Source organism: uncultured Roseovarius sp. (assembly GCF_913054395.1).
Taxonomy (GTDB): Bacteria; Pseudomonadota; Alphaproteobacteria; order Rhodobacterales; family Rhodobacteraceae; genus Roseovarius.
In genome coordinates, this window is the sequence record NZ_CAJXIP010000057.1 from 1 (window position 1) to 21217 (window position 21217).

The following is a 21217-nucleotide window of genomic DNA, read 5'->3' on the forward strand; positions in this document are numbered from 1 at the left end:
GGGGGAGAAATTGCGCCCGATGCGCCCGCCTGCATCAATCACGCCCGGTCCGGTGGCCTGCGGCAGCGGCACAAGCTGCATCACGCGGCGCGCCCCGGTGGCCGCCCCCCAAGCGGCATCGTCAAGGTAAAGAAGCCCCGGCGGCACCGGTTTGTAAATCGTGTCGCCGCGCGTCTTTTGTTGCAGGGCAAGATGGCGGGTCTCGAATTGGTCGGCGATGCTGTCCCAGCGGGCAAGGCGGCTCGGCGTGACCTGATCGTCAAGCGTGATCGTCGCCTCGGGCATATAGTCAAACAGCGTCTCAAGCCGATCGTGAAAGAACGGCAGCCAATGCTCGACACCGGCATGTTTGCGCCCCGCGCTGACCGCTTCATAGAGCGGATCATCGGTGCCGGCGGCGCCAAATTCGATCCGGTAATTCTGACGGAAGCGGCGGATCGCGGCTTCGTCGAGGATGACTTCGCTGACCGGGGCAAGCTCGACCAGGTCAAGTTTTTCGGTGGTGCGCTGCGAGGCCGGATCAAACCGGCGCGCGCCATCGAGAATATCGCCAAACAGGTCAAGGCGCACCGGCCCGCCCTCACCCGGCGGAAAGATGTCGATGATACCGCCACGCAAGGCATAATCGCCGGGGTCGGTCACCGTCGGGGCCTGGGTAAAGCCCATGCGCACCAGAAAGCCGCGCAAGGCCGCCTCGTCAACCCGCTCGCCGACCCGCGCCGCAAAGGCCGCATCGCGCAACACCTCGCGCGCGGGCACCCTCTGGGTTGCGGCGTTGAGCGTGGTCAGCAGCACAAACCGTTTGGGCATGCCATGCACGAGCCCGGCCAGCGTGGCCATGCGCGTGGCCGAAATATCGGCATTGGGCGACACCCGGTCATAAGGCAGGCAATCCCAGCCGGGAAAGCTGACCACCGGCATATCAGGGGCAAAGAACCGCAAGGCGGCGGCCATGGCCGCCATCCGCTTGTCATCGCGCGCCACATGCAGCACCGGCGCGCCGGTCTTTTCAACCTCTTTGAGAACAAGGCCTGCATCAAAGCCCTCGGGCGCACCGCCGACGGTGATATGGGTCGCAGATGTCATGCCAGCCTAACCTTCGTGGCCGGGTGCGGGCCTGTCTTAGCCCAGAACCCCGGCGTTCATGTTTTGATACATGCCCCACATAGCCGTAAAGAACAGCGAGACCACACCGATGACCTGAATGGTGAAACGGTGCCTGCTCAACCGCTTGATCAGAGCCGGACCGCTCAGGCCCTCGGCCCGGATGCGCGTTGCGGTGCGCACCGACAACAGCCCGACCAGCGTCAGCGGCAGGCTCAGCATAAAGACGGCCTGTGAGAATTCGTTGTCATAGACAAAGCCCAGCAACACAAGCACCGTCAGGCCAAACCCCACCATCCCGGTCAGCCAAAGGCCTGATTCGTGCGCAATGAACAGAATGCGATTGCTGTTGATGCGCACCATGTCCTCAAAATCGACGATGCTTTGGGCGTTCTTGCCCTTTTGGGCGCGTATCGCCATATCCCAGGGAACGCCAAGCACCCAATGGCTCGCCGTTGACCAGGTCACCGCAAGCGCGATCCAGAACCAGAGGTTGCTGAAACTGCGAAAGTCAATCAGGTCGAAAACGTTTTGATACCAGTCCACGTCCGGGCCCTTACCATTTTAATATCGTCCCTCTTAGCGCTGCCGCGCAGCAATTCCTACCCTTGAGATGCCGGAAATTCCGTGTCACTCAGACAGTAGAGAAATTCCAGGAAGATTGTTCATGCGCCCGACACAAGCCGCCTTTCCCGCCACCCGCCTGCGCCGCACCCGGCAATCGGCATCAATCCGCGCCCTCGTGGCCGAGACCACGCTGACCGCAGGCGATCTGATCTGGCCGGTTTTCGTGCGCGATGGCGAGGGCGTGGAAGAACCGGTGCCGTCGATGCCGGGCGTCTTGCGCCGCTCGATCGACAAGGTGGTCGAGGCCGCCCATGAGGCCGCCGACCTTGGCATTCCCGCGATCTGCCTGTTTCCCTATACATCGGCCGAAAACCGCACCGCCGATTGCGCCGAGGCCTGGAACCCCGAGAACCTGAGCAACCGCGCCACCCGCGCAATCAAGGCGGCGGTGCCGGGCATCACGGTGATGACCGATGTGGCGCTTGATCCCTATTCCGACACCGGCCATGACGGCTTTGTGGTGGACGGTGAAATCGTCAATGACGCCACGGTCGAAGCGCTGGTGAAACAGGCGCTGTCACAGGCCGAGGCCGGCGTCGATATCATCGGGCCATCGGACATGATGGACGGGCGCATCGGCGCCATTCGCACGGCGCTTGAGGCGCAGGGTCACCATAATGTGATGATCATGTCCTATGCCGCCAAATATGCCAGCGCATTTTACGGGCCGTTCCGCGATGCGGTTGGCGCCTCGAACGCCCTCAAGGGGGACAAGAAGACCTATCAGATGAACCCCGCCAACACCGACGAGGCGCTACGCCTTGTCGAACGTGACCTTTCCGAGGGCGCAGATATGGTGATGGTCAAGCCCGGCATGCCCTACCTCGATATCTGTCGGCGCGTGAAGGAAAGTTTCGGTGCGCCCACATTTGCCTATCAGGTGTCCGGCGAATACGCGATGATCATGGCCGCGGCTCAAAATGGCTGGCTCGACGGGGATCGGGCGATGATGGAAAGCCTGATGGCATTCAAGCGGGCGGGCTGTGACGGGGTGCTTAGCTATTTCGCGCCGCGTGTGGCGCGCGCTCTGGCCGGGAGCTAGGCCCTTTACGCAACATCTCGCGCAAAATCGCAATCTGTAGTGACACAGGCCCCCACCGCCCCTATAGTATGTAGCAGATCGGTATGTCAAAAGACCGGCCCCCAGAGGTAACACAGGCAAAAATCTCATGAGCAATCTAACCAGACGCAGTTTCACACTTGGTCTCATGGCGGGGACACCGCTTTTGGCCGCCTGCGGCAATGGCGTCGGCAGCCCCGGCCCAGCCAAGATCGACGCGCGCGTCGATGCAACCATCAACCACATGTATTCGAGATACCCCAACACTCAGGGGCTTGCGGAAAAATCCACCGGCATGCTCGTGATGCCGGTCGTGACCGAGGCCGGGTTCGGCATCGGTGGCGGCTTTGGCCGCGGCGCGCTGCGGGTGAACGGGGTGACGGTCGATTACTATTCGGCCACCAAGGGCAGCATCGGGTTGCAGATCGGCGCGCAGCAGTTTGCGCATGTGCTGTTCTTCATGACCGAAGACGCCCTTGAACGGTTCCGCCGTTCGTCGGGATGGGCCGCGGGCGCGGATATCGAATACGTGTTCAACGACACCGGCGAAAACCTGCGGGCGGAAACCACCACATCGACCTCGCCGGTGATCGCGGTCATCTTCGGCCAGGCCGGGGCGATGGCGGGCGTGTCGCTTGAGGGCATGAAATACAGCCGCATTATTCCCTGACCGAAGGCCGGGCCCTTCCGGACTGACAGTCGGCCTCGCGGGGCCGACGTCGCAATCCATGCTTGGCGCGGGTGAAAGCCACCCGCCTCAATGAAGCGTGAATTCACCCACCACATTGCGCCATTCGCCCGGCGCGATCATCTTGCGGTGGGTGAAGCGCACCGAATGCAGCGGGCCTTCGATCTCGCGCTGCCAGAATTCGATAAAATCGAACAGCTTGGGGTGGTCCGGGGCCAGATCGTAATCCTGCCACAGATAGGTATTGAGAACGTTCTGGTAATCGGGCATCCGATAGAAAAATTCCGCCGTGGTCAGCCCATAGCCGTTCAGCATCAGTTCAGTCTCGGTCATCTGCATTTTTCCGTTCCTTATATTGCCTGTAAGATCAATGATGCCTGAAAGAAATTACTTTTCAATGAAAACAGCATGTTAGCACTTAAGTGCGATGGCTGCCAAGCGGTGGGGCGCTGGCCCATTGCACCCAAGATCATGCCTCTGATATAGTGATGGCAACAAGATATAGACCTAATGCACAGGACGGGAAAAACCGTGAGCGATACGCCCCAACCCCCTGAAGATACAGAAGAAAACACGCCGGAGCGCCCCGAGTACGACGGGCCGACGATTTCCATCTCGGAAGAGATGAAAACATCTTACCTCGATTACGCGATGAGCGTGATCGTGAGCCGCGCGATTCCCGATCTGCGGGACGGCCTCAAGCCGGTGCATCGGCGCATCCTTTACGCCATGCACGAAGGCGGCAATACCCACGACAAACCCTATCGCAAATCGGCCCGCGCCGTCGGTGACGTGATGGGTAAATACCACCCGCATGGCGACAGCGCCATTTATGACGCCCTTGTGCGGATGGCGCAGGATTTCTCGATGTCGCTGCCGCTTCTGGATGGGCAGGGCAACTTTGGCTCGATGGACGGCGATAACGCCGCGGCGATGCGCTATACCGAAGTGCGCATGGACAAGCCCGCCGCCTATCTTCTGGCCGATATCGAAAAGGAAACGGTCAACTTTCAGGACAACTATGACGGCAAGGACCGCGAGCCGACCGTTCTTCCGGCGCGTTTTCCCAATATGCTGGTCAATGGCGCGGGGGGCATTGCCGTCGGCATGGCCACCAATATCCCGCCGCATAACCTTGGCGAGGTGATTGATGCGACGCTGGCGCTGATCGACAATCCCGATCTGGAAAGCGAAGACCTGATCGAATATGTGCCCGGCCCCGATTTCCCCACCGGGGGCATCATGCTTGGCCGCACCGGCGCGCGCAAAGCCTATCTTGAAGGGCGCGGCAGCGTCATCATCCGCGCCAAGACCCGCGTCGAGGAAATCCGCAAGGACCGCTATGCGATTGTCATCGACGAGATCCCCTATCAGGTCAACAAATCCACGATGATCGAACGGATCGCCGAGGCGGCGCGCGACAAGAAGATCGAAAACATCGCCCATGTGCAGGACGAATCCGACCGCAACGGCGTGCGCGTGGTGATCGAGCTCAAGCGTGACGCGACCCCCGATGTGGTGCTCAATCAGCTGTATCGCTTTACCCCGATGCAGACCTATTTCGGCTGTAACATGCTGGCGCTCAACGGCGGCAAGCCCGAGCAACTGACGCTGCACCGCTTCCTGTCGCTGTTCGTGACCTTCCGCGAAGAGGTGGTTGCGCGCCGCACGGCCTATGATCTGCGCCGCGCGCGCGAACGGGCGCATGTGCTGTGTGGTCTGGCGGTTGCCGTGTCCAACGTGGATGAGGTCGTGGCCACGATCCGCGCCTCTGCCGATGCCGCCGAGGCGCGCCAGAAGCTGATGGAACGGCGCTGGCCCGCCGGTGACATCCTCCCCTACATCGCGTTGATTGACGACCCAAGCCACCCGGCCAATGACGATGGCACCTATAACCTGAGCGAAATTCAGGCCCGCGCGATCCTTGATCTGCGCCTGCAACGCCTGACACAGCTTGGCGTGAAAGAGGTCACCGACGAGCTTCAGGATCTTGCCGACAAGATCAAGGAATACCTTGCCATTCTGGCCAGCCGCGAGCGGATCATGCAGATCATCTCGGATGAGCTGCGCGAGGTGCGCGAGTTGTTCGCCGTACCGCGCCGCACCCAGATCGTCGACTGGTCCGGCGACATGGAAGACGAAGACCTGATCGAGCGCGAAGACATGGTCGTGGCGATCACCCAGGGTGGCTATATCAAACGCACCGCCCTTAACGATTTCCGCGCGCAAAAGCGCGGCGGCAAGGGCCTGTCGGGGATGTCAACCAAGGACGAGGACGTGGTGACCACGCTGTTCGTGGCCAATACCCACACGCAGCTTTTGTTCTTCACCACCGATGGCATGGTCTACAAGCTCAAGACATGGCGCCTGCCGCTTGGCGGGCGCACCTCGAAGGGCAAGGCAATCGTCAACATCCTGCCGATTCCGACAGGTGTTTCGATTGCCGCCATCATGCCGGTGGACCGCCCCGAGGATGAATGGGACGACCTTCAGATCATGTTCGCCACCTCGGCGGGCGATGTGCGGCGCAACGCGTTGTCGGATTTCACCAATGTGAAACGCAATGGCAAGATCGCGATGGACCTGCCCGAAGGGGTTGAGCTTGTGAATGCGCGCATCACCTCGGAAGAGGATGACGTGATGCTGTTCACCAATTCGGGGCGGGCGATCCGCTTTCAGAGCACCGATGTGCGGGTATTCAAGGGCCGCAAGTCGACCGGCGTGCGCGGTATCCGCCTGAGCGGCGACGACAAGGTCGTGTCGATGTCGGTGATCAGCCACTTCGAAGCCAGCGCAGATGACCGCAGCGCCTATCTCAAGATGCGCCGCGCCCTGGCCGGTGTCACCGAAGACGACACAGGCGCCGACGAAGAGGCCAATGAGAACGCCAGCATCAGTGCCGAGCGATACGCCGAGATGGCCGAGGCCGAGAACCTTATCCTGACCATCAGCGCAAAGGGCACCGGCAAGCTTAGCTCAAGCCACGACTATCCCGTGCGCGGGCGTGGCGGCATGGGTGTGGCGGCAATGGACAAGGCAATGCGCGGTGGCGATCTTGTGGCCTCCTTCCCGGTCACGCTTGAGGATCAGATCATGCTTGCCACCTCCAAGGGCCAGTCGATCCGCGTACCGGTCAAGGGCATCTCCTTCCGGTCGCGCAGTGCCGGGGGCGTCAAGGTCTTTGACACCGGGCGTGGCGAAGAAGTCGTCAGCGTGGCCTGGATCGCCGATCAGGGTGACGAGGATGAAGACGCGGTCACAGAGCTTGGCGCAGGTACTGGCGCCGTGGCCGGTGACGAGAGCGGTGAGACCGCCGAGAGCTAGAACCAAGGCAGCTTTGCTGTCCTGAAACACCCCGGATACTCACGGTTGGGCCAGGATTTGCCCCCTCGGCCGTGACTATCCGGGGTTTGTTTTTGCCTTCAGGGTGGCCTCAATCGCATCCGGCACCCGTAAAACGCGCTTTACGGTGCAATGCTGCGGCGATTAACCGGCTGTCAAACTCTCTGGTGCAGGATCGGCATGACCCAATGATCGCCGGGATGGTACCAGATGAATCTCTATTGCTGCATGATCGACCTGAAACAGGATGCCAAGGCCCTGGCCTTTGCCGCCGCGCTGGATGCCTGGATGAGTCATCTGAAAAGCCACGGCACCATTGGGCACTGGCGGCTTTATCGCAGCAAGCTCAACCTTGCCGCAGACACCTATCGCGATTTTCTGCTTGAGATCGAGATCGAGGACCTTGCGCATCTTGACCGCGCGTTTCGCCTGACCGGCGCGCATAGTGACGAAACCGCGCAACTTCATGACCGCGTTCATTCGCAGATTGCAAAGGCCGATTTTGCCCTCTTCCGTCCCTTCCCGGACCCTGAGCGCGCCGAACGCATGGCACTGGTCTAGCAAGGGTCGCGCCCGCCCCGTCCGGGCATTGCGCGATCACTGCGACAGGTTGTTCGCCGTCGCCCCGGCACCGACCACTGTCCCGAAGAGACCAAGGATGGTGCGGACGCGGGTGATGGGCGATTCCGTTGCCAGAACGGTGTCACCGGGATTGATATTGAACTGACGGGCGGCAAAAAGCCCGTCGGCGCTGGTCAGGTCAAGCGAGAAGATAACCTGCTGCATGTCCGGCGTGTCGGCGCCCGGCCTGACGTCACGCGGCCTGAACTCTCGCAGGACCAGCAACCCCTTGGGATTGGCGCGCGACGCAGTTAACCCGCCCATGGCCGAGACCGCCTCCATTGCGGACATCCGCTCTTTTTCAAAATTGATGACCTTCTGGCTGCTGGCAGCCCCCAGAACGTTAAAGCTCCGGTCGTCCTCGATCACGACGATCTGATCGCCGCCGCGCACGAGGGTGTTGCGTGCGGGATCCGTCAAAAGCGCCTCGGCGCGGGTTTCATAGGTTTTGCCGTTGCGATGCAATACCACAAGCGGATGGCGCAGGCTTGGACTTATGCCGCCGACCTGCGCCAGAACGCTCAGAATGCGTGTGTTCCGGGTCGTGAGCGGCACCGATTTGGGTGCCGTAACGCCGCCAACCATATCTACCGAATTGTTCACGCCCTGCCTGATCGACAGCTGCACCTGCGCGGTCGCCGCGATGTCTCCAAGTTTTTCCTGAAGCTTCGCGCGCGCCGCGCTTTCGGTCAGGCCACGAACCGGGACCTCCCCCACATAGGGCATGAAAATGGTCCCGCTGGCAGAAACTGTTGTTGTCGGCACCGCCGCCGACTTGGTTGCGATCGGCGCAAGCAGGGAATTTTCCTGACTGTCCCAGATTACCACATCAAGCCTGTCGCCACTTTGAATCAGCGACGAATCGGGGGCGTGCCCGGAAGGCAGCCAATGGTATCCTCCCTTCCAGCCGGTGGTCGGCCATTTCGCGAGATCCGGCGTGGCGTTTCGGGTGACCTCCACCACCTGAAACGTCGGGTTTTCAGCATCTTGCTCGGCCATAACCTGTGATTGCATGGCCGCCCCACTCGGCAGGCTACATCCCGCAAGCATCACGACCAGTGAAAACCCAAGATGCGCTTTGAAAGCGTTACGCAAACTGCTGCCCCATACTAAACCTTATGTTGCATTTACTCCTACCTTGCATCGGCCATGATGCACAAACAGAAACTCCCCGCAGCTTAACGAAGCCTTAACCATTGTCCTGAACACTCCACTTGATTAACTGGCACATTCGGAGCTTAAAATGCCACTTTCCAGTATTTTTTCACATAAAGGTCAAAGATTTCCCCTGATCTGCGCCGTCACATCAACCCCGCCGCGCGGTGCAGCCTGTGGCCATCTGGCGCGATATGATGATTTCCACTTGTCAAACGAGCAAGATGGATGGGAAAAGAATACACACGTTAAACGGGCAATTCATTTTCACTGCACCACAGGAAATGAAACCGTAAAACGCCGCACTCAAGAGTAGATCAATGACCGCAGAAAAACGCCTCATGGACATCGTACTTGCGCTCTTTCTGGCCGTTGTTCTATCGCCGCTGATCGTGATGATAGCGATTGCTATCATCCTGCTGGACGGGCGTCCTGTTTTTTATCTCTCGGAGCGGATGAAAGGCCCGGACACCCCATTTTGTCTTTGGAAATTCCGCACCATGCGCAACACCGGTGACGATGGCGGTGTGTCGGCCGGATATAAGCAAAACCGCATTACCCCCCTCGGCGGATGGTTGCGCCGACAGCGTCTGGACGAGCTGCCGCAGCTAATCAATATCCTGCGCGGCGACATGAGCTTTGTCGGCCCCCGCCCGCCCCTGCGCCGGTATGTCGAACTGTGCCCGGATCTTTACGCGCGTGTCCTTCAGAACCGGCCCGGCGTAACCGGCCTGGCGACCCTGATCTACCACCGCACCGAAGAACGGCTGTTGCGGGTCTGCACCACGCGCGACACCACCGAAGCCACCTATGTACGGCGCTGCATCCCGGTCAAGGCACGGCTTGATCTGATATGGGCCTGCAACCAAAGCCTCTGGTTCGATCTGCGGCTCATCGGGCGTACCGTTGTCCGGGCATTCACGCAATTGAAATGTCAGAGTTGAGCACTATATTCGCACTCTCCATCAGCAATTGTGCCGCTTCAATGCTTCGCGCAAAAGTGACTTGTTCGGGAAAACCTGATCGCGCTATTGTAGCTGGGTTAAACTGCGCGCCGCTGCGCATGTAACAGCATTGATTCATCTGGTTGCCGTTATTTATGTCATTGAATACCCGCGAGAAAGGCTAGCAATCGGCCATGCTCTATCGGTTTGTGAACAAGCTGCGCCCGGCGCACAAGCATGCCATATTCCTGGGCATCGACATCGCTTTTGCGATCATTGCCTATATCGTGGCCTCGATCATCCTGATCGGACAGGGCTGGTGGGCCACGGTTAACCTCTGGACGCTTGCCGACATTGCCGTAATTGCAGCGGTGGTCGGCGGGCTAAGTGCGTATCTTGGCGTCAACAAGGTTAAACTCAACGCCTACGAGATGCAGGGCATGGTGGATTCGGCTTTTGTTGCCATCTCCCTTGTCGGCATAAGCGTGATTACGTCCCTGTTGCTACCCGGTCATGCGACGCATCCCTCGGTCTATGTGGTTGCCGGGATGCTCTTCCTGATCCTGTCCGTTCTCGTCCGCCTGGTGATGCGCGCGGTGTTGCTTCGGATTTACCGCACCGGGAACCATCGTCTGAGGGTCTTGATTTACGGCGCGGGGCAAACCGGTCAGCAGCTTGCCACAGCGCTTGCAACCGATGACACCGTGGTGCCCGTCGCCCTGGTTGATGACGAACCGCGCCTTCAGACCCTGACCGTTGCCGGGTTAAAAGTGCACAAGCCATCGGAAATCCGCAGCCTGGTCGCGCGCTATAATATTCAGCGGATCGTTCTGGCAATGCCAAGTGCGCCGCAATCGGTGCGCTCCAAACTGATGCGGGAACTGGACGATATCGGCTGTGAAGTCCACGCGCTTCCGTCCTTTGCCGATCTGATCTCGAATGACGCGCGCACGCTTTACGAAAGCCGCCCGGTCGATCTTAACGATCTTCTGGGGCGCGACGGGCTTGAAGATCAGCTTCCCGGCGTCAGCGACACATATGCCGGGCGCAATATCCTGGTGACCGGCGCGGGCGGCTCTATCGGATCGGAGCTTTGCCGCCATATCTGCGGCTGTCGACCGGCGAGCCTTGTCCTGCTTGAACACGGCGAACATGCGCTGTTCCAGATCGAGCGCGAATTGACGGCCCTTGCCCCCGATATCAAGATCATGCCGATCCTCGGGTCGGTCTGTGACAGCTCGCTGGTCGATGTGCTGATCAAGTCCAGAAAAATTGATATCGTCCTGCATGCGGCGGCCTATAAGCACGTCCCGCTGGTCGAGCAAAACGCAATCGAGGGCATGCGCAACAATGTGATCGGCACACGCGTCGTGGCCAATGCCGCGCGCGATGCAGGCGTCGAGCGTTTTATCCTTGTGTCGACCGACAAGGCCGTGCGCCCGACAAGCGTGATGGGCGCCTCGAAACGGTTTGCCGAAATGATCGTTCAGGATTTTGCCACCCGCAGCGACACAACGCGGTTTTCGATGGTGCGCTTTGGCAATGTCATGGGGTCGTCCGGCTCGGTTATCCCGTTATTTGGCGAACAGATCGCCAAGGGCGGGCCGGTCACCCTGACCCATGAAGACGTGACGCGCTATTTCATGACCATCCCCGAGGCCGCCCGCCTTGTGCTTCTGGCGGGATCGTTCGCGCGCGGGGGCGATGTTTTCGTGCTTGATATGGGCAAGCCGATCGCGGTGCGCGACATGGCGCGCAAGATGATCGAAGGCAGCGGATTGACCGTCCGCAGCGCCGACAATCCCAACGGCGATATCGAGATCGAGATCACCGGGTTGCGGCCCGGCGAGAAACTGCATGAAGAGTTGTTGATCGGGTCGGACATGCTAACCACACCGCACCCCAAGATCCTGCGTGCGCAAGAGGATCACCTGTCGGAAATCGAGCTTGCCAAGGCGTTGAAATCGCTCTCCGAGGCAATTGAAACCCGCGACATGGCACTTCTTAAATCCATCCTGTCACGCTGGATCGAACAGACCGATCCCGCCGACGAGGCGAGCGTCTACCAATAGCGCCGCCCTACCCCGCCGGATAAAGGGCGGTGAATTTCTCTTCCAGATAGGCCAGCAAGGGCTCTGCGTCGGGCTCTGTGCCACAGGCAAGGGCGATGGTCTCGCGCGGCTCACGAAGCCCGCCATGGCGCTGTACGTTCTCACGCAGCCAGGCGGTTGGCGCCCTCAGGTCCCCCTTCGCCAAATCCGCATCCACCCCCGGCAAAGCGGCGCGCATCGCGCGGTTCAGGCAGCCGGCATAGACATTGCCAAGGCTGTAGGTCGGGAAATAGCCGAACAGGCCCACCGACCAATGCACATCCTGCAAACACCCGTTTGACGCGCGATCCACAGGGTATCCGAAATCGGTTGCGAAACGGTCGTTCCATGCGCTCTCAAGGTCACCCGCCGTCAAATCGCCGCTGATCAGGGCGCGCTCAAGATCATAACGAAGCATGATATGCAGGTTATATTGCACCTCATCGGATTCGGTGCGGATATAGCCGCGATGCACCCGGTTCACGATCCGATAGAACGCATCCGCGTCGGCCACGCCGATATCGCCGAACACCGACTGCATGCGCCCCAAAAGCCAGCCACAGAACGGCGTGCTGCGGCCAAGCTGATTTTCATAAATCCGGCTCTGGCTTTCATGCACCCCCATCGACACGCCCTGCCCCAGCGGACCGAGGGCATAGGCGGGATCAATCGCCTGTTCGTAACAGGCGTGGCCGACCTCGTGGATGGTGGAATAGATACAGTTGAACGGATCATCCGTACTGGTGCGGGTGGTGATGCGCACATCATCGCCAGAACCAGAGCTGAACGGATGCACCGCCTTGTCAAGCCGCCCGCGCGTCATGTCATAGCCAAAAACCTTTGCCAGATCACACGCAAGGCGCATCTGCGCCGCCTCATCATACTGCCCGCCAAGCGCCGGGGCGGCGGCACCGGCAAGGGCCTGCGCGCGCAGCGCCACCAGACGGGGGCGCATGGCCGCGAACATCTCGTCCAAAAGCGCCGAGGTCATGCCCGGCTCGTAATCCTCAAGCAGGGCATCATAGAGATCACCGCCCTCTGCCAAGGCCGCCGCCTCCTGGCGCTTGAGGGCGATAACCTCGGCGAGAACCGGGGCGAAAGCCGCCACATCGTCGGCACCACGCGCCTCGGCCCAGGCTCCCTGCGCGCGGCTTGTCAGGCGCGCAAGCGCCACGGCAAGATCCGCGGGCACCCGGCAGAGCCGTTCATAATCGCGCCGGATATGGCGCAGGTTGGCATGCGCGACATCGTCGTTCGCCACGGCCCGGGCTAACCAGTCTCCGCGCCGCGGGTCGGTGCGCCGCGCATGGATCACCGCCTGCATCGCGCCGCTTTCCTCCGAACGCTGATGCGCCGCACCGCGCGGCATCATGGTTTCCTGGTCCCACCCCAGACGCCCGGCGACCTGTGACAGGGCCTGCGTTTCGCGCTCATGCGCGATCAGATCGTCATAAGCAGACATCTCAGCCCCTCCGAATGGATTGCGCCAGCGGATACTGACCAAGAAAGCGGGCACGCAGGATCAGAACCCAGACCACGACCGCCAGAAGTTGATGCGCGATGGCAAGGTGCCAGGGCGCGATGTAAAGCACCGTCACGACGCCAAGCACGACCTGCGCCACAAGCGCGGCAAAGGCGGTCGCAAAGGCACGCGCCGTGGCCTCGTTCGCGCTGCGCCGCCCCTTTAGCCAGGCAAAGACCCCATAGGCAAACAGAAGGTAGCCGCTGAGCCGGTGAATGAACTGCACCGTGCCGGGATTCTCGAAAAAGTTCCGCCAGGCGGGCTCGATCCCCATCATGTCGGGTGGCAAAATCCCCCCCGCCATCAGGGGCCAGTCGGTAAAGGTGCGCCCGGCATCAATACCCGCCACAAGCGCGCCGAGAATGATCTGAAGGAACGCGAAATGCATCCAGCCGGTCGCAAGCCCGAACAGTCGCCCCTCGCGCCCGCGCCGTGCCTGCATCAACTCGCGCTCTTCACGCCCGAGCAGAAACACGAACCAGGCGATCACCCCCAGAATGACAAAGGCCAGCCCAAGATGCGTCGCCAGACGATACGAGGCCACGGCGATCATCTCGCCCTCCAGGCCAGAGGACACCATCCACCAGCCAATCGCCCCCTGCGCCCCGCCAAGGGCACCAAGCCCAAGCAACCGCCCGCTCCAGCCGACCGGAATACGGCGCGCAATCAAAAAGCCGACAAATCCCAGAAACCAGACCAGACCGATAAAACGGCCAAGCTGCCGGTGGCCCCATTCCCACCAGTAGATCGCCTTGAACTCGGCAAGGCTCATGCCTTTGTTCAAGAGTTCATATTGCGGAATGGCCCTGTATTTCTCGAATTCCTCGACCCAGACGGTTTCGGACATCGGCGGCAAGGCACCGGTCACCGGCTTCCATTCCGTGATGCTCAGCCCGCTGTCCGTCAGGCGGGTCAAGCCGCCAACGGCAATCATCAGGACGACCAGCGTGAACAGCACCACAAGCCAGGCCCGGATGCCACGGCGCGCGCCGCGTTTGCCGGCATCAATCATGCCGCCGCGCGGTGCCTCTTTGGTCGGTTTGTCCGCGCCGCCGACCTCTTCGAAAATGCTGCGTTTCCCGCTCATCGTGAACCTCATCCTATTTGAACGAAAGCCTAGTGCGCGACATGGCCCCCTTCAAGCGCGCTCAGCCGTCGCGCCGCTTCCAGCGGACCATCTGCCGCAGCACACCATGCAGCATCTGCACATCGGCGCCGGTCAAAGGCATCCGGCTCCACATGTTGCGCAGGTTGACCTTCATGCTCTCGGCCTTGTGCTCTGGAAAGAAAAACCCGGCCTCGGCAAGTTGCGCCTCGTAATGATCACCAAGCTTTTCGATCTCGATCTGCTCGGCCCAGTGCGCCTTGGCCATATCGACCCGCTCGGGGGTGATCTCGCTTGCCGCGCGCTGCCACTCATAGGCGGTCAAAAGCACGCATTGCGCCAGGTTCAGGCTGGCGAATTCGGGGTTGACCGGCACGTTGATGATCGCATTGGCGCGCGCGATATCGTCGTTCTCAAGGCCCGCGCGTTCAGGGCCGAACAGCACCGCCACCTTCTCTCCCGCCGCGATCCGTTCAGCGGCAATCTGCATGGCGCGTTCGGGGCTGACCACAGGCTTGGTCAATCCGCGCGCCCGTGCCGTGGTGGCAAAGACAAAGTTACAGTCGCTCACGGCCGCGCTGGTGGTATCGACAAGCTGCGCCTCGTCAAGCAGCCGCCCGGCGCCGCTGGCCATCGCCACGGCCTTCTGATTGGGCCAGCCGTCGCGCGGCGCAACGACCCGCATCCGATCAAGCCCGAAGTTCCACATCGCCCGCGCCGCGGCGCCAATGTTTTCGCCCATCTGCGGGCGCACAAGCACAAAGGCGGGCTGTGGTCTGTCAGTGGGCATTGCGGGTCTCTCTCCGGCGTTTGTTACGTGCGATCTGGCGCGTCTTAGGCCAGCCGCGCCCGGCTGAAAAGACCCGATACTTTCATCTTTCCCCAAATACTCGCGCCGCAGGCCTCCCGCAGCCAGCAAAAAGGCGCGAGGCCTGATTGGTCCCGCGCCTTTCGGAAGTGCTGTCGCCGAGGGCCCTATTCCGCCGCTTCGGCCGGACCAGAGGGCGTTGGCGTACCGTTACCCTGATCACTGCCTTGGTCACTATTCTGGTCACTCCCCTGATCCGCCTGATCCTCCTGGGGCTCGGGCTTGGGCTTTTTCACGCGCGGCTTGCGCGGGCGCTTGGGGGGCATTGGCGCACTCTGGCTTTCGGGCGTCTCGACAAGACCGCTTTCGCCGTTGTCGATCACATCGGGCTGTGCACTCGAAGCCGGATCCTGACCGCCCTGTTCGGGGCCTGAAGTCTGGCTCTGGTTCTGGTCGCGATCAGCGTTGGCGTGCCGCTGGCGCTCACCGCCGCTTTGCTGCCGCTCACCTTGCGGGCGCTCGCGATCCCGCTCTGCCTGGCGATCCCGGTTCTGGCGCTCCTGCTCTTCGCGGCGCGCTTCCTGCTCTTTCTGGGCCTCACCCAGAAGGCGCAGATAATGCTCTGCATGCTGCTGAAAGTTCTCGGTGGCAACCCTATCGCCCGCCAGCTGGGCATCGCGCGCCAATTGGTTGTACTTGTCAATGATCTGCTGTGGCGTACCGCGAACCTTGCCCTCGGGACCGGAACTGTCAAAGGTCCGGTTGACGACATTACCCGTGCTGGGGCGATTTCGGTTCGGCTTGTTGCGCGAACGTGACTTGGATGATCTCATATTGGTGCTGTCCAGCCTTATGCTCAAATGGTCACTTGATCCGACTGGCGCCCCTTGCGCCTAAAATTAAACCGGATCGGACATGTTTTGGCTTGGTGTCAAGCGGGACCGCCCAAAAGGCATCCTCCGTCTTGACTGGTCCATCACTAACCACGCAGAGGCCCTGCTTACAAGCCAAAATCTGAAGTTTCTTGCCATTTATGCCGATTATAGCCGATTTATGCCGGTTCAGGCCACCCAAATCGCGCTGACCACCCGGTCGCGACCATCGAGATCAGGCAGGATTTCCACCGTTTCGAATCCTGCGGCGCGCAGAATCCGGGCCACATCCGCGCCCTGTGTCGGGCCTATTTCCAACAGGATGCGCCCGCCCCTGCACAGGTGCCGCCCAGCCTGCGCCGAAATCGCGCGATAGGCCGCAAGCCCGTCGCCCTCATCCGTCAGCGCCATGCGCGGGTCATGCTCGCGCACCTCGCGCGCAAGGTCGGGCATCTCGTCCAGAGCAATATAGGGCGGGTTCGACACGATGAGGTCAAAGACACCACCAAGCGCGCTGAACCAGTCCGAAACCCTGAACTCGACCCGCTCCGTCACGCCGAGAGCGCGGGCATTCGCGCGCGCCACGTTCAGGGCCGCCTCGGACAGGTCGGTGCCAATCCCGCTGGCCGCCGTGCGCTCGGCCAGAAGGCTCAGCAGGATACAGCCCGATCCCGTCCCGAGATCAAGAACCCGCTCAAACGGCTGTGCCAGGGCCGCCTCGACCAGCGTTTCGGTATCGGGGCGCGGGTCAAGCACATCCTCGGTGACCTGAAATCGGTGGTTCCAGAAGTCGCGATAGCCAAGGATTTTCGACACCGGCCGCCCGGCTGCGCGCTGATCGACAAGCGCCAGATATCCGGCCATCAGTTCCGGCGTAAAGTCCTCGACCTCAAGGCGGCTCAGCTGGCCACGTTCAAGCCCGGCGGCATGGGCCAAAAGCAGCCGCGCGTCGCGCAGCGGGTCATCCGCGTTGACAAGCCGATCGCGCCCGAGGGCCAGTGCACGTGCCAGTGCCTGCCCGCGCGAGGGCGCCTCCTGCGGACCCGTCATTCCCCCATCTCGGCCAGCATGCTTGCCTGCGCGTCGGCGGTCAGCGCGTCAATCACCTCGTCGAGATCGCCGTTCATGACCTGGTCAAGCTTGTAAAGCGTCAGGTTTATGCGGTGATCGGTCATCCGGCCCTGCGGAAAGTTGTAGGTCCGGATCCGTTCGGAGCGATCCCCCGAGCCGACCTGCGCCGCGCGGTTGGCCGAACGTTCGCTGTCGACGCGCTGCCGCTCCATGTCAAACAGCCGCGACTTCAGAACCTGCATCGCGATCTCGCGGTTGCGGTGCTGGGATTTCTCGGAACTGGTGACCACAAGGCCGGTCGGCAGGTGGGTGATGCGCACGGCGGAATCGGTGGTGTTGACGTGCTGGCCACCGGCGCCAGAGCTTCGCATCGTGTCGATCCGCAGATCGCCCGCGTCGATCTTGACGTCGACATCCTCGGCCTCGGGGAGGACCGCGACGGTGGCCGCCGAGGTGTGGATGCGCCCGCCGCTTTCGGTTTCGGGCACGCGCTGAACGCGGTGCACCCCGGATTCGAACTTGAGGCGGGCAAAAACGTTCTCGCCCTTTATGTGCACCACCAGCTCGCGGATGCCGCCGATTTCATTCTGCTGTTCTTCGAGAATGTCGAACTTCCACCCCTTGGCCTCGGCATAGCGCTGATACATGCGCATCAGGTCGGCGGCGAAAAGCGCCGCCTCGTCGCCGCCGGTGCCGGGGCGAATCTCAAGAATGGCCGGTCGTGCGTCGGCTGCGTCTTTTGGCAAAAGCGCCAGTTGCAGCGCCGCTTCAAGTTCGGGCTGGCGCGCCTCGAGGGTCTCGATCTCGTCGCGGGCAAGATCGCGCATCTCGGGATCGTCAAGCATCGCACGGGCGCCGTCGAGATCGTCCAGAAGCTCGCGATAGGCGCGGATTTCCTCGACCACCGGGCGCAATTCTGCATATTCGCGCCCGAGGCGCGCGATATCCCCGCCCCCCTGCGCCATTTGCGCCTCGATATACTCGAAGCGTTGCGTGATCTGTTCTAGTCTGTCCAAAGGCACCATGATGCGAGGCTGTGTCCTATCCTTTGGCTTTGGTCAAGGGGGATCGCTGTGCTATAATTTGTGCCATGCGATGGATCATGCCCTTTATTCTTGCGGCGACGCCCGCATTTGGCGATGCCGCGATCGGCGGCAAAACGGTTGACTGTTATTGTACCGACCGAACCGGCGCGCGGATTGAAATGGGCGAAACGATCTGCCTTCAGGTCGATGGCAAGATGTTCATGGCACAATGCCAGATGTCATTGAACGTGCCTATGTGGCGCAAGGTCAGCGATGGCTGCCTGTCATCCGCCCTGCCGCAATCGCATCAGCCAGCCGTCGATACGGGCGGCGTTGACGCCCATATCTGATCGGCCAAACCGCAGGCGACCATAGAGTTCGACGCGCCCCCCGGCCCGACGCACCGTCGTGTAATCGGGAAAACCGAAGACCGCCGAGCGGGTGACATAGGTGACCATCCCCTCGTCCGGCGCCCCCGCAATCACATCGGTGCGCGGCGTGGCGCGGATGATGGCATCGAGCCGCTCAAAGGTGTCAGCATCAGAGGGCACCACACGCACCGCCCCGCCGGTCAGGTCCTGATTGCGGATGTCGTCGGGCATTTGATGCCAGCGCGACAGATCGGTGGGCGCAAGCCGAATATAGGCCAGGCCAAAGACGGCCACCAGGAGGATCAGGCCAAAGATGATCTTCATCTCCGCATTCCTCTTCAGGCAGCCGCAGTTATCCGGCCAGGCAGACGGGGTCGCGCGGGGGGATTATCCCGCGCGGCTTCCGTCCACGGTTTCGGCAAGCGCCTCGGCGCGCGCGGCGATCTCGGCCAGCGTGTCGGTCACCTCTTGCGGGACCACCGGCACCTCGATGCGCTGTGCCTCTGGGGGAGGCGCGTTGCGCATCTGCTCAAGCTCGGCGTCTTTCTCGGCCAGCCTGTCCTGCGCCTCGCGCAGCTTGTCCTGAAGACCGGCGGTCTTGTCGGCCAGCATCAGCCCCGCCATCAAAAGCATCCGCGGTTCGGGAATCCGCCCGATCTGCGCGGCCAGGACCGAGGCTTCCTCGTCAAGCATCTTGGCGGCGGATTGCAGGTAATGCTCTTCGCCCGCCTGACAGGCCACCTCGAATGTGCGGCCCCCGATTTCGATCTGTACTTCGGGCATCAGGCCTCCTCCGTCTTGCTTGTCTGCGTCTCAAGCGCGGCGGCGCCGTTGATCACCTGACCAAGTTCGGCCAGCACCGCCTCGACCTCACCGCGGTCGGCCGCGCGGGTGGCGCGCAGGCCCTCAAGCTCGGCCAGCATGGATTTGTTGATCAGATGCGGCTCGCCGACACCGGCCTGATTGGCCTCGCGCAGGGCCTGATTGTTGTCGCGCAACTGCTGGTTCGCCTTGCGCAGCGATTGCAGGTCGCTGTCGAGTTTGCGCATCGCCCGCGCCTGTTCAGACTGACCTGCGTCGCTGGCGGCCTCGGCCGCCGCCAGTTTGTCGTGCAGCACCCTGATCCGCTCTTCGAGTTGGGCATTGGCCAGCTTTTCGTCCTCAAGCTTTTGCCTGAGGTCGGCAACCTCGTCGCCTGCGGCCTCGGGGCCGGTGTCCTGACGGCTCTCAAGCCCCTGCGCTATGCGGTCCAGGGCTGCGGTGATCCGCGCCTCGAGCTCGTTAATCTGGCTCATTGCTCATTCCCTCACTTGTCTTTGCCCATATCGTTACCAGTCCCCTTATCGAATCGCACAATGGGCAGGTTTTGTCCAAGTCTAGCGAACCGCCACACAAAATGCGCCCCCTTTACCGTTATTCAGCGGGTTATCGTAGGGCATTGCGCGGGGCGATGCTTGATCTTTGGGGCCGGGCTGTTATGCAGCCCCCATCTGTTGCCACTTCAAAGGATGTCATCCCGTGGATATCGCCACCCTGCGCTCTGCCAATCCCGATCACTGGAACAAGGCCACCGCCATCCGCGCCCTGACGCTGGATGCCGTGGCTGCCGCCAATTCCGGCCATTCCGGCATGCCCATGGGCATGGCCGATGTGGCGACGGTGCTTTATGAAAAACACCTGAAATTCGACGCCGCCAACCCAGACTGGCCGGATCGCGACCGCTTCATCCTGTCGGCCGGACACGGTTCGATGCTGCTTTATTCGCTGCTGCACCTGACCGGCTATGCGGACATGACCCTTGAGCAGATCAAGAACTTTCGTCAATGGGGCGCGATCACCGCAGGTCACCCGGAATATGGCCATGCGAAGGGCATCGAGACCACGACCGGCCCGCTCGGTCAGGGGATTTCCAACGCCGTCGGCTTTGCCATGGCCGAGGAGATGCTGCGCGCACGGTTCGGGCGCAAGCTTGTCGATCACTATACCTATGTGATCGCGGGTGACGGCTGCCTGATGGAAGGCGTAAGCCAGGAGGCGATCGGCCTTGCCGGGCGTCATGCCCTTGGCCGGCTGATCGTGCTTTGGGACAACAACAACATCACCATCGACGGCACCGTGGACCTTGCGGATCGCACCGATCAGGTGAAACGCTTCCGTGCCAGCGGCTGGCAGGTGCTTGAAATCGACGGCCACGATCCGGCGGCGATTGATGCGGCCCTGACCGAGGCGAAGAAGACCAAGAAACCGACGATGATCGCCTGCAAAACACATATCGCGCTTGGTCACGCGGCACAGGATACCTCAAAAGGCCACGGCGCCCTGACCAATCCCGAACAGCTTACGGCGGCAAAAGAGGCCTATGGCTGGCCCTATGGCCCGTTCGAAGTGCCTGCCGATGTGAAATCGGCATGGGAAGAGATTGGCAAGCGCGGCGCGTCGGAACAGACCGCATGGGCCGCCCGCCTTGCAGAGATGTCGGGCCCGCGTCAGGCCGAATTCGCCCGGATCTTTGATCGCGACGTCCCCAGCAAGCTATCGGCACGGATCAAGGCGCTCAAGAAACAGATCAGCGAAGAGTGCCCCAAGGTTGCCACCCGGCAATCCTCGGAAATGGTGCTTGAGGTGGTCAACCCGATCATGCAGGAAACCGTCGGCGGCTCGGCCGATCTTTCGGGCTCCAACAACACCCGTTCGGGCGACATGACCGTGTTCGACGTGGACAACCGCAAGGGCCGCTATGTCTACTGGGGCATCCGCGAGCACGGTATGGCCGCCGCGATGAACGGCATGGTGCTGCACGGCGGTATCCGCG

The 21217-nt window shown here is 61.5% G+C and carries 21 protein-coding genes and 1 pseudogene; 9 read left to right on the top strand and 13 right to left on the bottom strand.

What is annotated here, in order from left to right; genetic code table 11:
- Both QZ522_RS09670 and QZ522_RS09675 read right to left on the bottom strand, forming a co-directional pair.
- Positions 1 to 1086 (bottom strand): annotated as a pseudogene (locus tag QZ522_RS09670) (transcription-repair coupling factor); the annotation flags it as partial.
- A 36-nt stretch (positions 1087 to 1122) separates the two neighbouring features.
- Positions 1123 to 1650: a component of SufBCD complex gene (locus tag QZ522_RS09675; RefSeq protein WP_294610422.1), complete on the bottom strand. Its 528-nt coding sequence runs from the start codon at positions 1648 to 1650 to the stop codon at positions 1123 to 1125.
- Between the two features lie 121 nt (positions 1651 to 1771).
- On the opposite strand from QZ522_RS09675, the gene hemB reads away from it, so the two are divergent.
- Positions 1772 to 2773, top strand: coding sequence for a porphobilinogen synthase (gene hemB / locus QZ522_RS09680; RefSeq protein ID WP_294610425.1), 1002 nt, complete (start codon positions 1772 to 1774; stop codon positions 2771 to 2773).
- Between the two features lie 127 nt (positions 2774 to 2900).
- Positions 2901 to 3461: a YSC84-related protein gene (locus QZ522_RS09685; RefSeq protein WP_294610429.1), complete on the top strand. Its 561-nt coding sequence runs from the start codon at positions 2901 to 2903 to the stop codon at positions 3459 to 3461.
- Positions 3462 to 3548: 87 nt separating this feature from the next.
- On the opposite strand, the gene QZ522_RS09690 is transcribed toward QZ522_RS09685, so the two are convergent.
- Positions 3549 to 3818, bottom strand: a complete 270-nt coding sequence (locus tag QZ522_RS09690; protein ID WP_294610432.1) for an usg protein — start codon at positions 3816 to 3818, stop codon at positions 3549 to 3551.
- 192 nt (positions 3819 to 4010) lie between these two features.
- On the opposite strand from QZ522_RS09690, the gene gyrA reads away from it, so the two are divergent.
- On the top strand, positions 4011 to 6803 hold the full coding sequence (gene gyrA, locus QZ522_RS09695) for a DNA gyrase subunit A (protein WP_294610435.1): 2793 nt from the start codon (positions 4011 to 4013) through the stop codon (positions 6801 to 6803).
- 228 nt (positions 6804 to 7031) lie between these two features.
- Positions 7032 to 7382, top strand: coding sequence for a DUF6614 family protein (locus QZ522_RS09700; protein ID WP_294610438.1), 351 nt, complete (start codon positions 7032 to 7034; stop codon positions 7380 to 7382).
- 36 nt (positions 7383 to 7418) lie between these two features.
- Here QZ522_RS09700 and QZ522_RS09705 read toward each other — a convergent pair whose 3' ends face one another.
- On the bottom strand, positions 7419 to 8537 hold the full coding sequence (locus QZ522_RS09705; RefSeq protein ID WP_294610441.1) for a polysaccharide biosynthesis/export family protein: 1119 nt from the start codon (positions 8535 to 8537) through the stop codon (positions 7419 to 7421).
- A 148-nt stretch (positions 8538 to 8685) separates the two neighbouring features.
- Between QZ522_RS09705 and QZ522_RS09710 the strand changes: the two genes are divergently transcribed.
- From QZ522_RS09710 to QZ522_RS09720, 3 genes are all read left to right on the top strand, one after another.
- Positions 8686 to 8913, top strand: coding sequence for a hypothetical protein (locus QZ522_RS09710; protein WP_294610443.1), 228 nt, complete (start codon positions 8686 to 8688; stop codon positions 8911 to 8913).
- A 4-nt stretch (positions 8914 to 8917) separates the two neighbouring features.
- Entirely contained in the window at positions 8918 to 9541 is a 624-nt protein-coding gene (locus tag QZ522_RS09715; RefSeq protein WP_294610445.1) for a sugar transferase, read from the top strand.
- A 194-nt stretch (positions 9542 to 9735) separates the two neighbouring features.
- Positions 9736 to 11613, top strand: coding sequence for a nucleoside-diphosphate sugar epimerase/dehydratase (locus tag QZ522_RS09720; RefSeq protein WP_294610448.1), 1878 nt, complete (start codon positions 9736 to 9738; stop codon positions 11611 to 11613).
- Positions 11614 to 11620: 7 nt separating this feature from the next.
- Here the strand turns inward: QZ522_RS09720 and QZ522_RS09725 are convergent, their stop codons facing one another.
- The 6 genes from QZ522_RS09725 to prfA all read right to left on the bottom strand — a co-directional run bounded on the left by QZ522_RS09725 (position 11621) and on the right by prfA (position 18034).
- Complete coding sequence (locus QZ522_RS09725) at positions 11621 to 13093, bottom strand: carboxypeptidase M32 (RefSeq protein WP_294610451.1); 1473 nt, start codon at positions 13091 to 13093, stop codon at positions 11621 to 11623.
- A gap of 1 nt (position 13094) precedes the next feature.
- Positions 13095 to 14240 (bottom strand): heme A synthase, encoded by a 1146-nt coding sequence (ctaA, locus tag QZ522_RS09730; protein ID WP_294610454.1) that lies wholly within the window; start codon positions 14238 to 14240, stop codon positions 13095 to 13097.
- 61 nt (positions 14241 to 14301) lie between these two features.
- The gene (locus tag QZ522_RS09735) at positions 14302 to 15048 is read right to left on the bottom strand and encodes an RNA methyltransferase (RefSeq protein ID WP_294610457.1); all 747 of its coding nucleotides are present in this window, start codon (positions 15046 to 15048) and stop codon (positions 14302 to 14304) included.
- Positions 15049 to 15233: 185 nt separating this feature from the next.
- The gene (locus tag QZ522_RS09740; protein WP_294610459.1) at positions 15234 to 15899 is read right to left on the bottom strand and encodes a DUF4167 domain-containing protein; all 666 of its coding nucleotides are present in this window, start codon (positions 15897 to 15899) and stop codon (positions 15234 to 15236) included.
- A gap of 228 nt (positions 15900 to 16127) precedes the next feature.
- A complete protein-coding gene (prmC, locus tag QZ522_RS09745; RefSeq protein ID WP_294610461.1) occupies positions 16128 to 16988 on the bottom strand; it encodes a peptide chain release factor N(5)-glutamine methyltransferase in 861 nt (286 codons plus the stop codon).
- Positions 16985 to 18034, bottom strand: a complete 1050-nt coding sequence (prfA, locus tag QZ522_RS09750) for a peptide chain release factor 1 (protein WP_294610463.1) — start codon at positions 18032 to 18034, stop codon at positions 16985 to 16987. The genes prmC and prfA overlap by 4 nt, the downstream gene beginning before the upstream one ends.
- Before the next feature lie 77 nt (positions 18035 to 18111).
- Here prfA and QZ522_RS09755 point away from each other — a divergent pair, with 77 nt between their 5' ends.
- The gene (locus tag QZ522_RS09755) at positions 18112 to 18384 is read left to right on the top strand and encodes a hypothetical protein (RefSeq protein ID WP_294610465.1); all 273 of its coding nucleotides are present in this window, start codon (positions 18112 to 18114) and stop codon (positions 18382 to 18384) included.
- Here the strand turns inward: QZ522_RS09755 and QZ522_RS09760 are convergent.
- The 3 genes from QZ522_RS09760 to QZ522_RS09770 all read right to left on the bottom strand — a co-directional run bounded on the left by QZ522_RS09760 (position 18319) and on the right by QZ522_RS09770 (position 19700).
- Positions 18319 to 18729, bottom strand: coding sequence for a DUF1499 domain-containing protein (locus QZ522_RS09760; RefSeq protein WP_294610467.1), 411 nt, complete (start codon positions 18727 to 18729; stop codon positions 18319 to 18321). The genes QZ522_RS09755 and QZ522_RS09760 overlap by 66 nt on opposite strands.
- Before the next feature lie 63 nt (positions 18730 to 18792).
- Positions 18793 to 19188 carry a cell division protein ZapA gene (locus tag QZ522_RS09765; RefSeq protein WP_294610470.1) on the bottom strand — a complete coding sequence of 132 codons (396 nt, stop codon included), beginning with the start codon at positions 19186 to 19188 and terminating at the stop codon, positions 18793 to 18795.
- Positions 19188 to 19700 carry a hypothetical protein gene (locus tag QZ522_RS09770; protein WP_294610473.1) on the bottom strand — a complete coding sequence of 171 codons (513 nt, stop codon included), beginning with the start codon at positions 19698 to 19700 and terminating at the stop codon, positions 19188 to 19190. The genes QZ522_RS09765 and QZ522_RS09770 overlap by 1 nt, the downstream gene beginning before the upstream one ends.
- Positions 19701 to 19923: 223 nt before the next feature.
- Here QZ522_RS09770 and QZ522_RS09775 point away from each other — a divergent pair.
- Positions 19924 to 21217, top strand: a 1294-nt coding sequence (locus QZ522_RS09775; RefSeq protein WP_294610476.1) for a 1-deoxy-D-xylulose-5-phosphate synthase N-terminal domain-containing protein, incomplete at its 3' end; no start/stop codon positions are given.

Excerpts from the sequence above, each read along its gene's own strand:
- hemB (WP_294610425.1), top strand. The coding sequence starts at position 1,772 with ATGCGCCCGACACAAGCCGCCTTTCCCGCCACCCGCCTGCGCCGCACC.
- QZ522_RS09685 (WP_294610429.1), top strand. The coding sequence starts at position 2,901 with ATGAGCAATCTAACCAGACGCAGTTTCACACTTGGTCTCATGGCGGGG.
- QZ522_RS09690 (WP_294610432.1), bottom strand. The coding sequence starts at position 3,818 with ATGCAGATGACCGAGACTGAACTGATGCTGAACGGCTATGGGCTGACC.
- QZ522_RS09700 (WP_294610438.1), top strand. The coding sequence starts at position 7,032 with ATGAATCTCTATTGCTGCATGATCGACCTGAAACAGGATGCCAAGGCC.
- QZ522_RS09710 (WP_294610443.1), top strand. The coding sequence starts at position 8,686 with ATGCCACTTTCCAGTATTTTTTCACATAAAGGTCAAAGATTTCCCCTG.
- QZ522_RS09715 (WP_294610445.1), top strand. The coding sequence starts at position 8,918 with ATGACCGCAGAAAAACGCCTCATGGACATCGTACTTGCGCTCTTTCTG.
- QZ522_RS09720 (WP_294610448.1), top strand. The coding sequence starts at position 9,736 with ATGCTCTATCGGTTTGTGAACAAGCTGCGCCCGGCGCACAAGCATGCC.
- QZ522_RS09725 (WP_294610451.1), bottom strand. The coding sequence starts at position 13,093 with ATGTCTGCTTATGACGATCTGATCGCGCATGAGCGCGAAACGCAGGCC.
- ctaA (WP_294610454.1), bottom strand. The coding sequence starts at position 14,240 with ATGAGCGGGAAACGCAGCATTTTCGAAGAGGTCGGCGGCGCGGACAAA.
- QZ522_RS09735 (WP_294610457.1), bottom strand. The coding sequence starts at position 15,048 with ATGCCCACTGACAGACCACAGCCCGCCTTTGTGCTTGTGCGCCCGCAG.
- QZ522_RS09740 (WP_294610459.1), bottom strand. The coding sequence starts at position 15,899 with ATGAGATCATCCAAGTCACGTTCGCGCAACAAGCCGAACCGAAATCGC.
- prmC (WP_294610461.1), bottom strand. The coding sequence starts at position 16,988 with ATGACGGGTCCGCAGGAGGCGCCCTCGCGCGGGCAGGCACTGGCACGT.
- prfA (WP_294610463.1), bottom strand. The coding sequence starts at position 18,034 with ATGGTGCCTTTGGACAGACTAGAACAGATCACGCAACGCTTCGAGTAT.
- QZ522_RS09755 (WP_294610465.1), top strand. The coding sequence starts at position 18,112 with ATGCCCTTTATTCTTGCGGCGACGCCCGCATTTGGCGATGCCGCGATC.
- QZ522_RS09760 (WP_294610467.1), bottom strand. The coding sequence starts at position 18,729 with ATGAAGATCATCTTTGGCCTGATCCTCCTGGTGGCCGTCTTTGGCCTG.
- QZ522_RS09765 (WP_294610470.1), bottom strand. The coding sequence starts at position 19,188 with ATGCCCGAAGTACAGATCGAAATCGGGGGCCGCACATTCGAGGTGGCC.
- QZ522_RS09770 (WP_294610473.1), bottom strand. The coding sequence starts at position 19,700 with ATGAGCCAGATTAACGAGCTCGAGGCGCGGATCACCGCAGCCCTGGAC.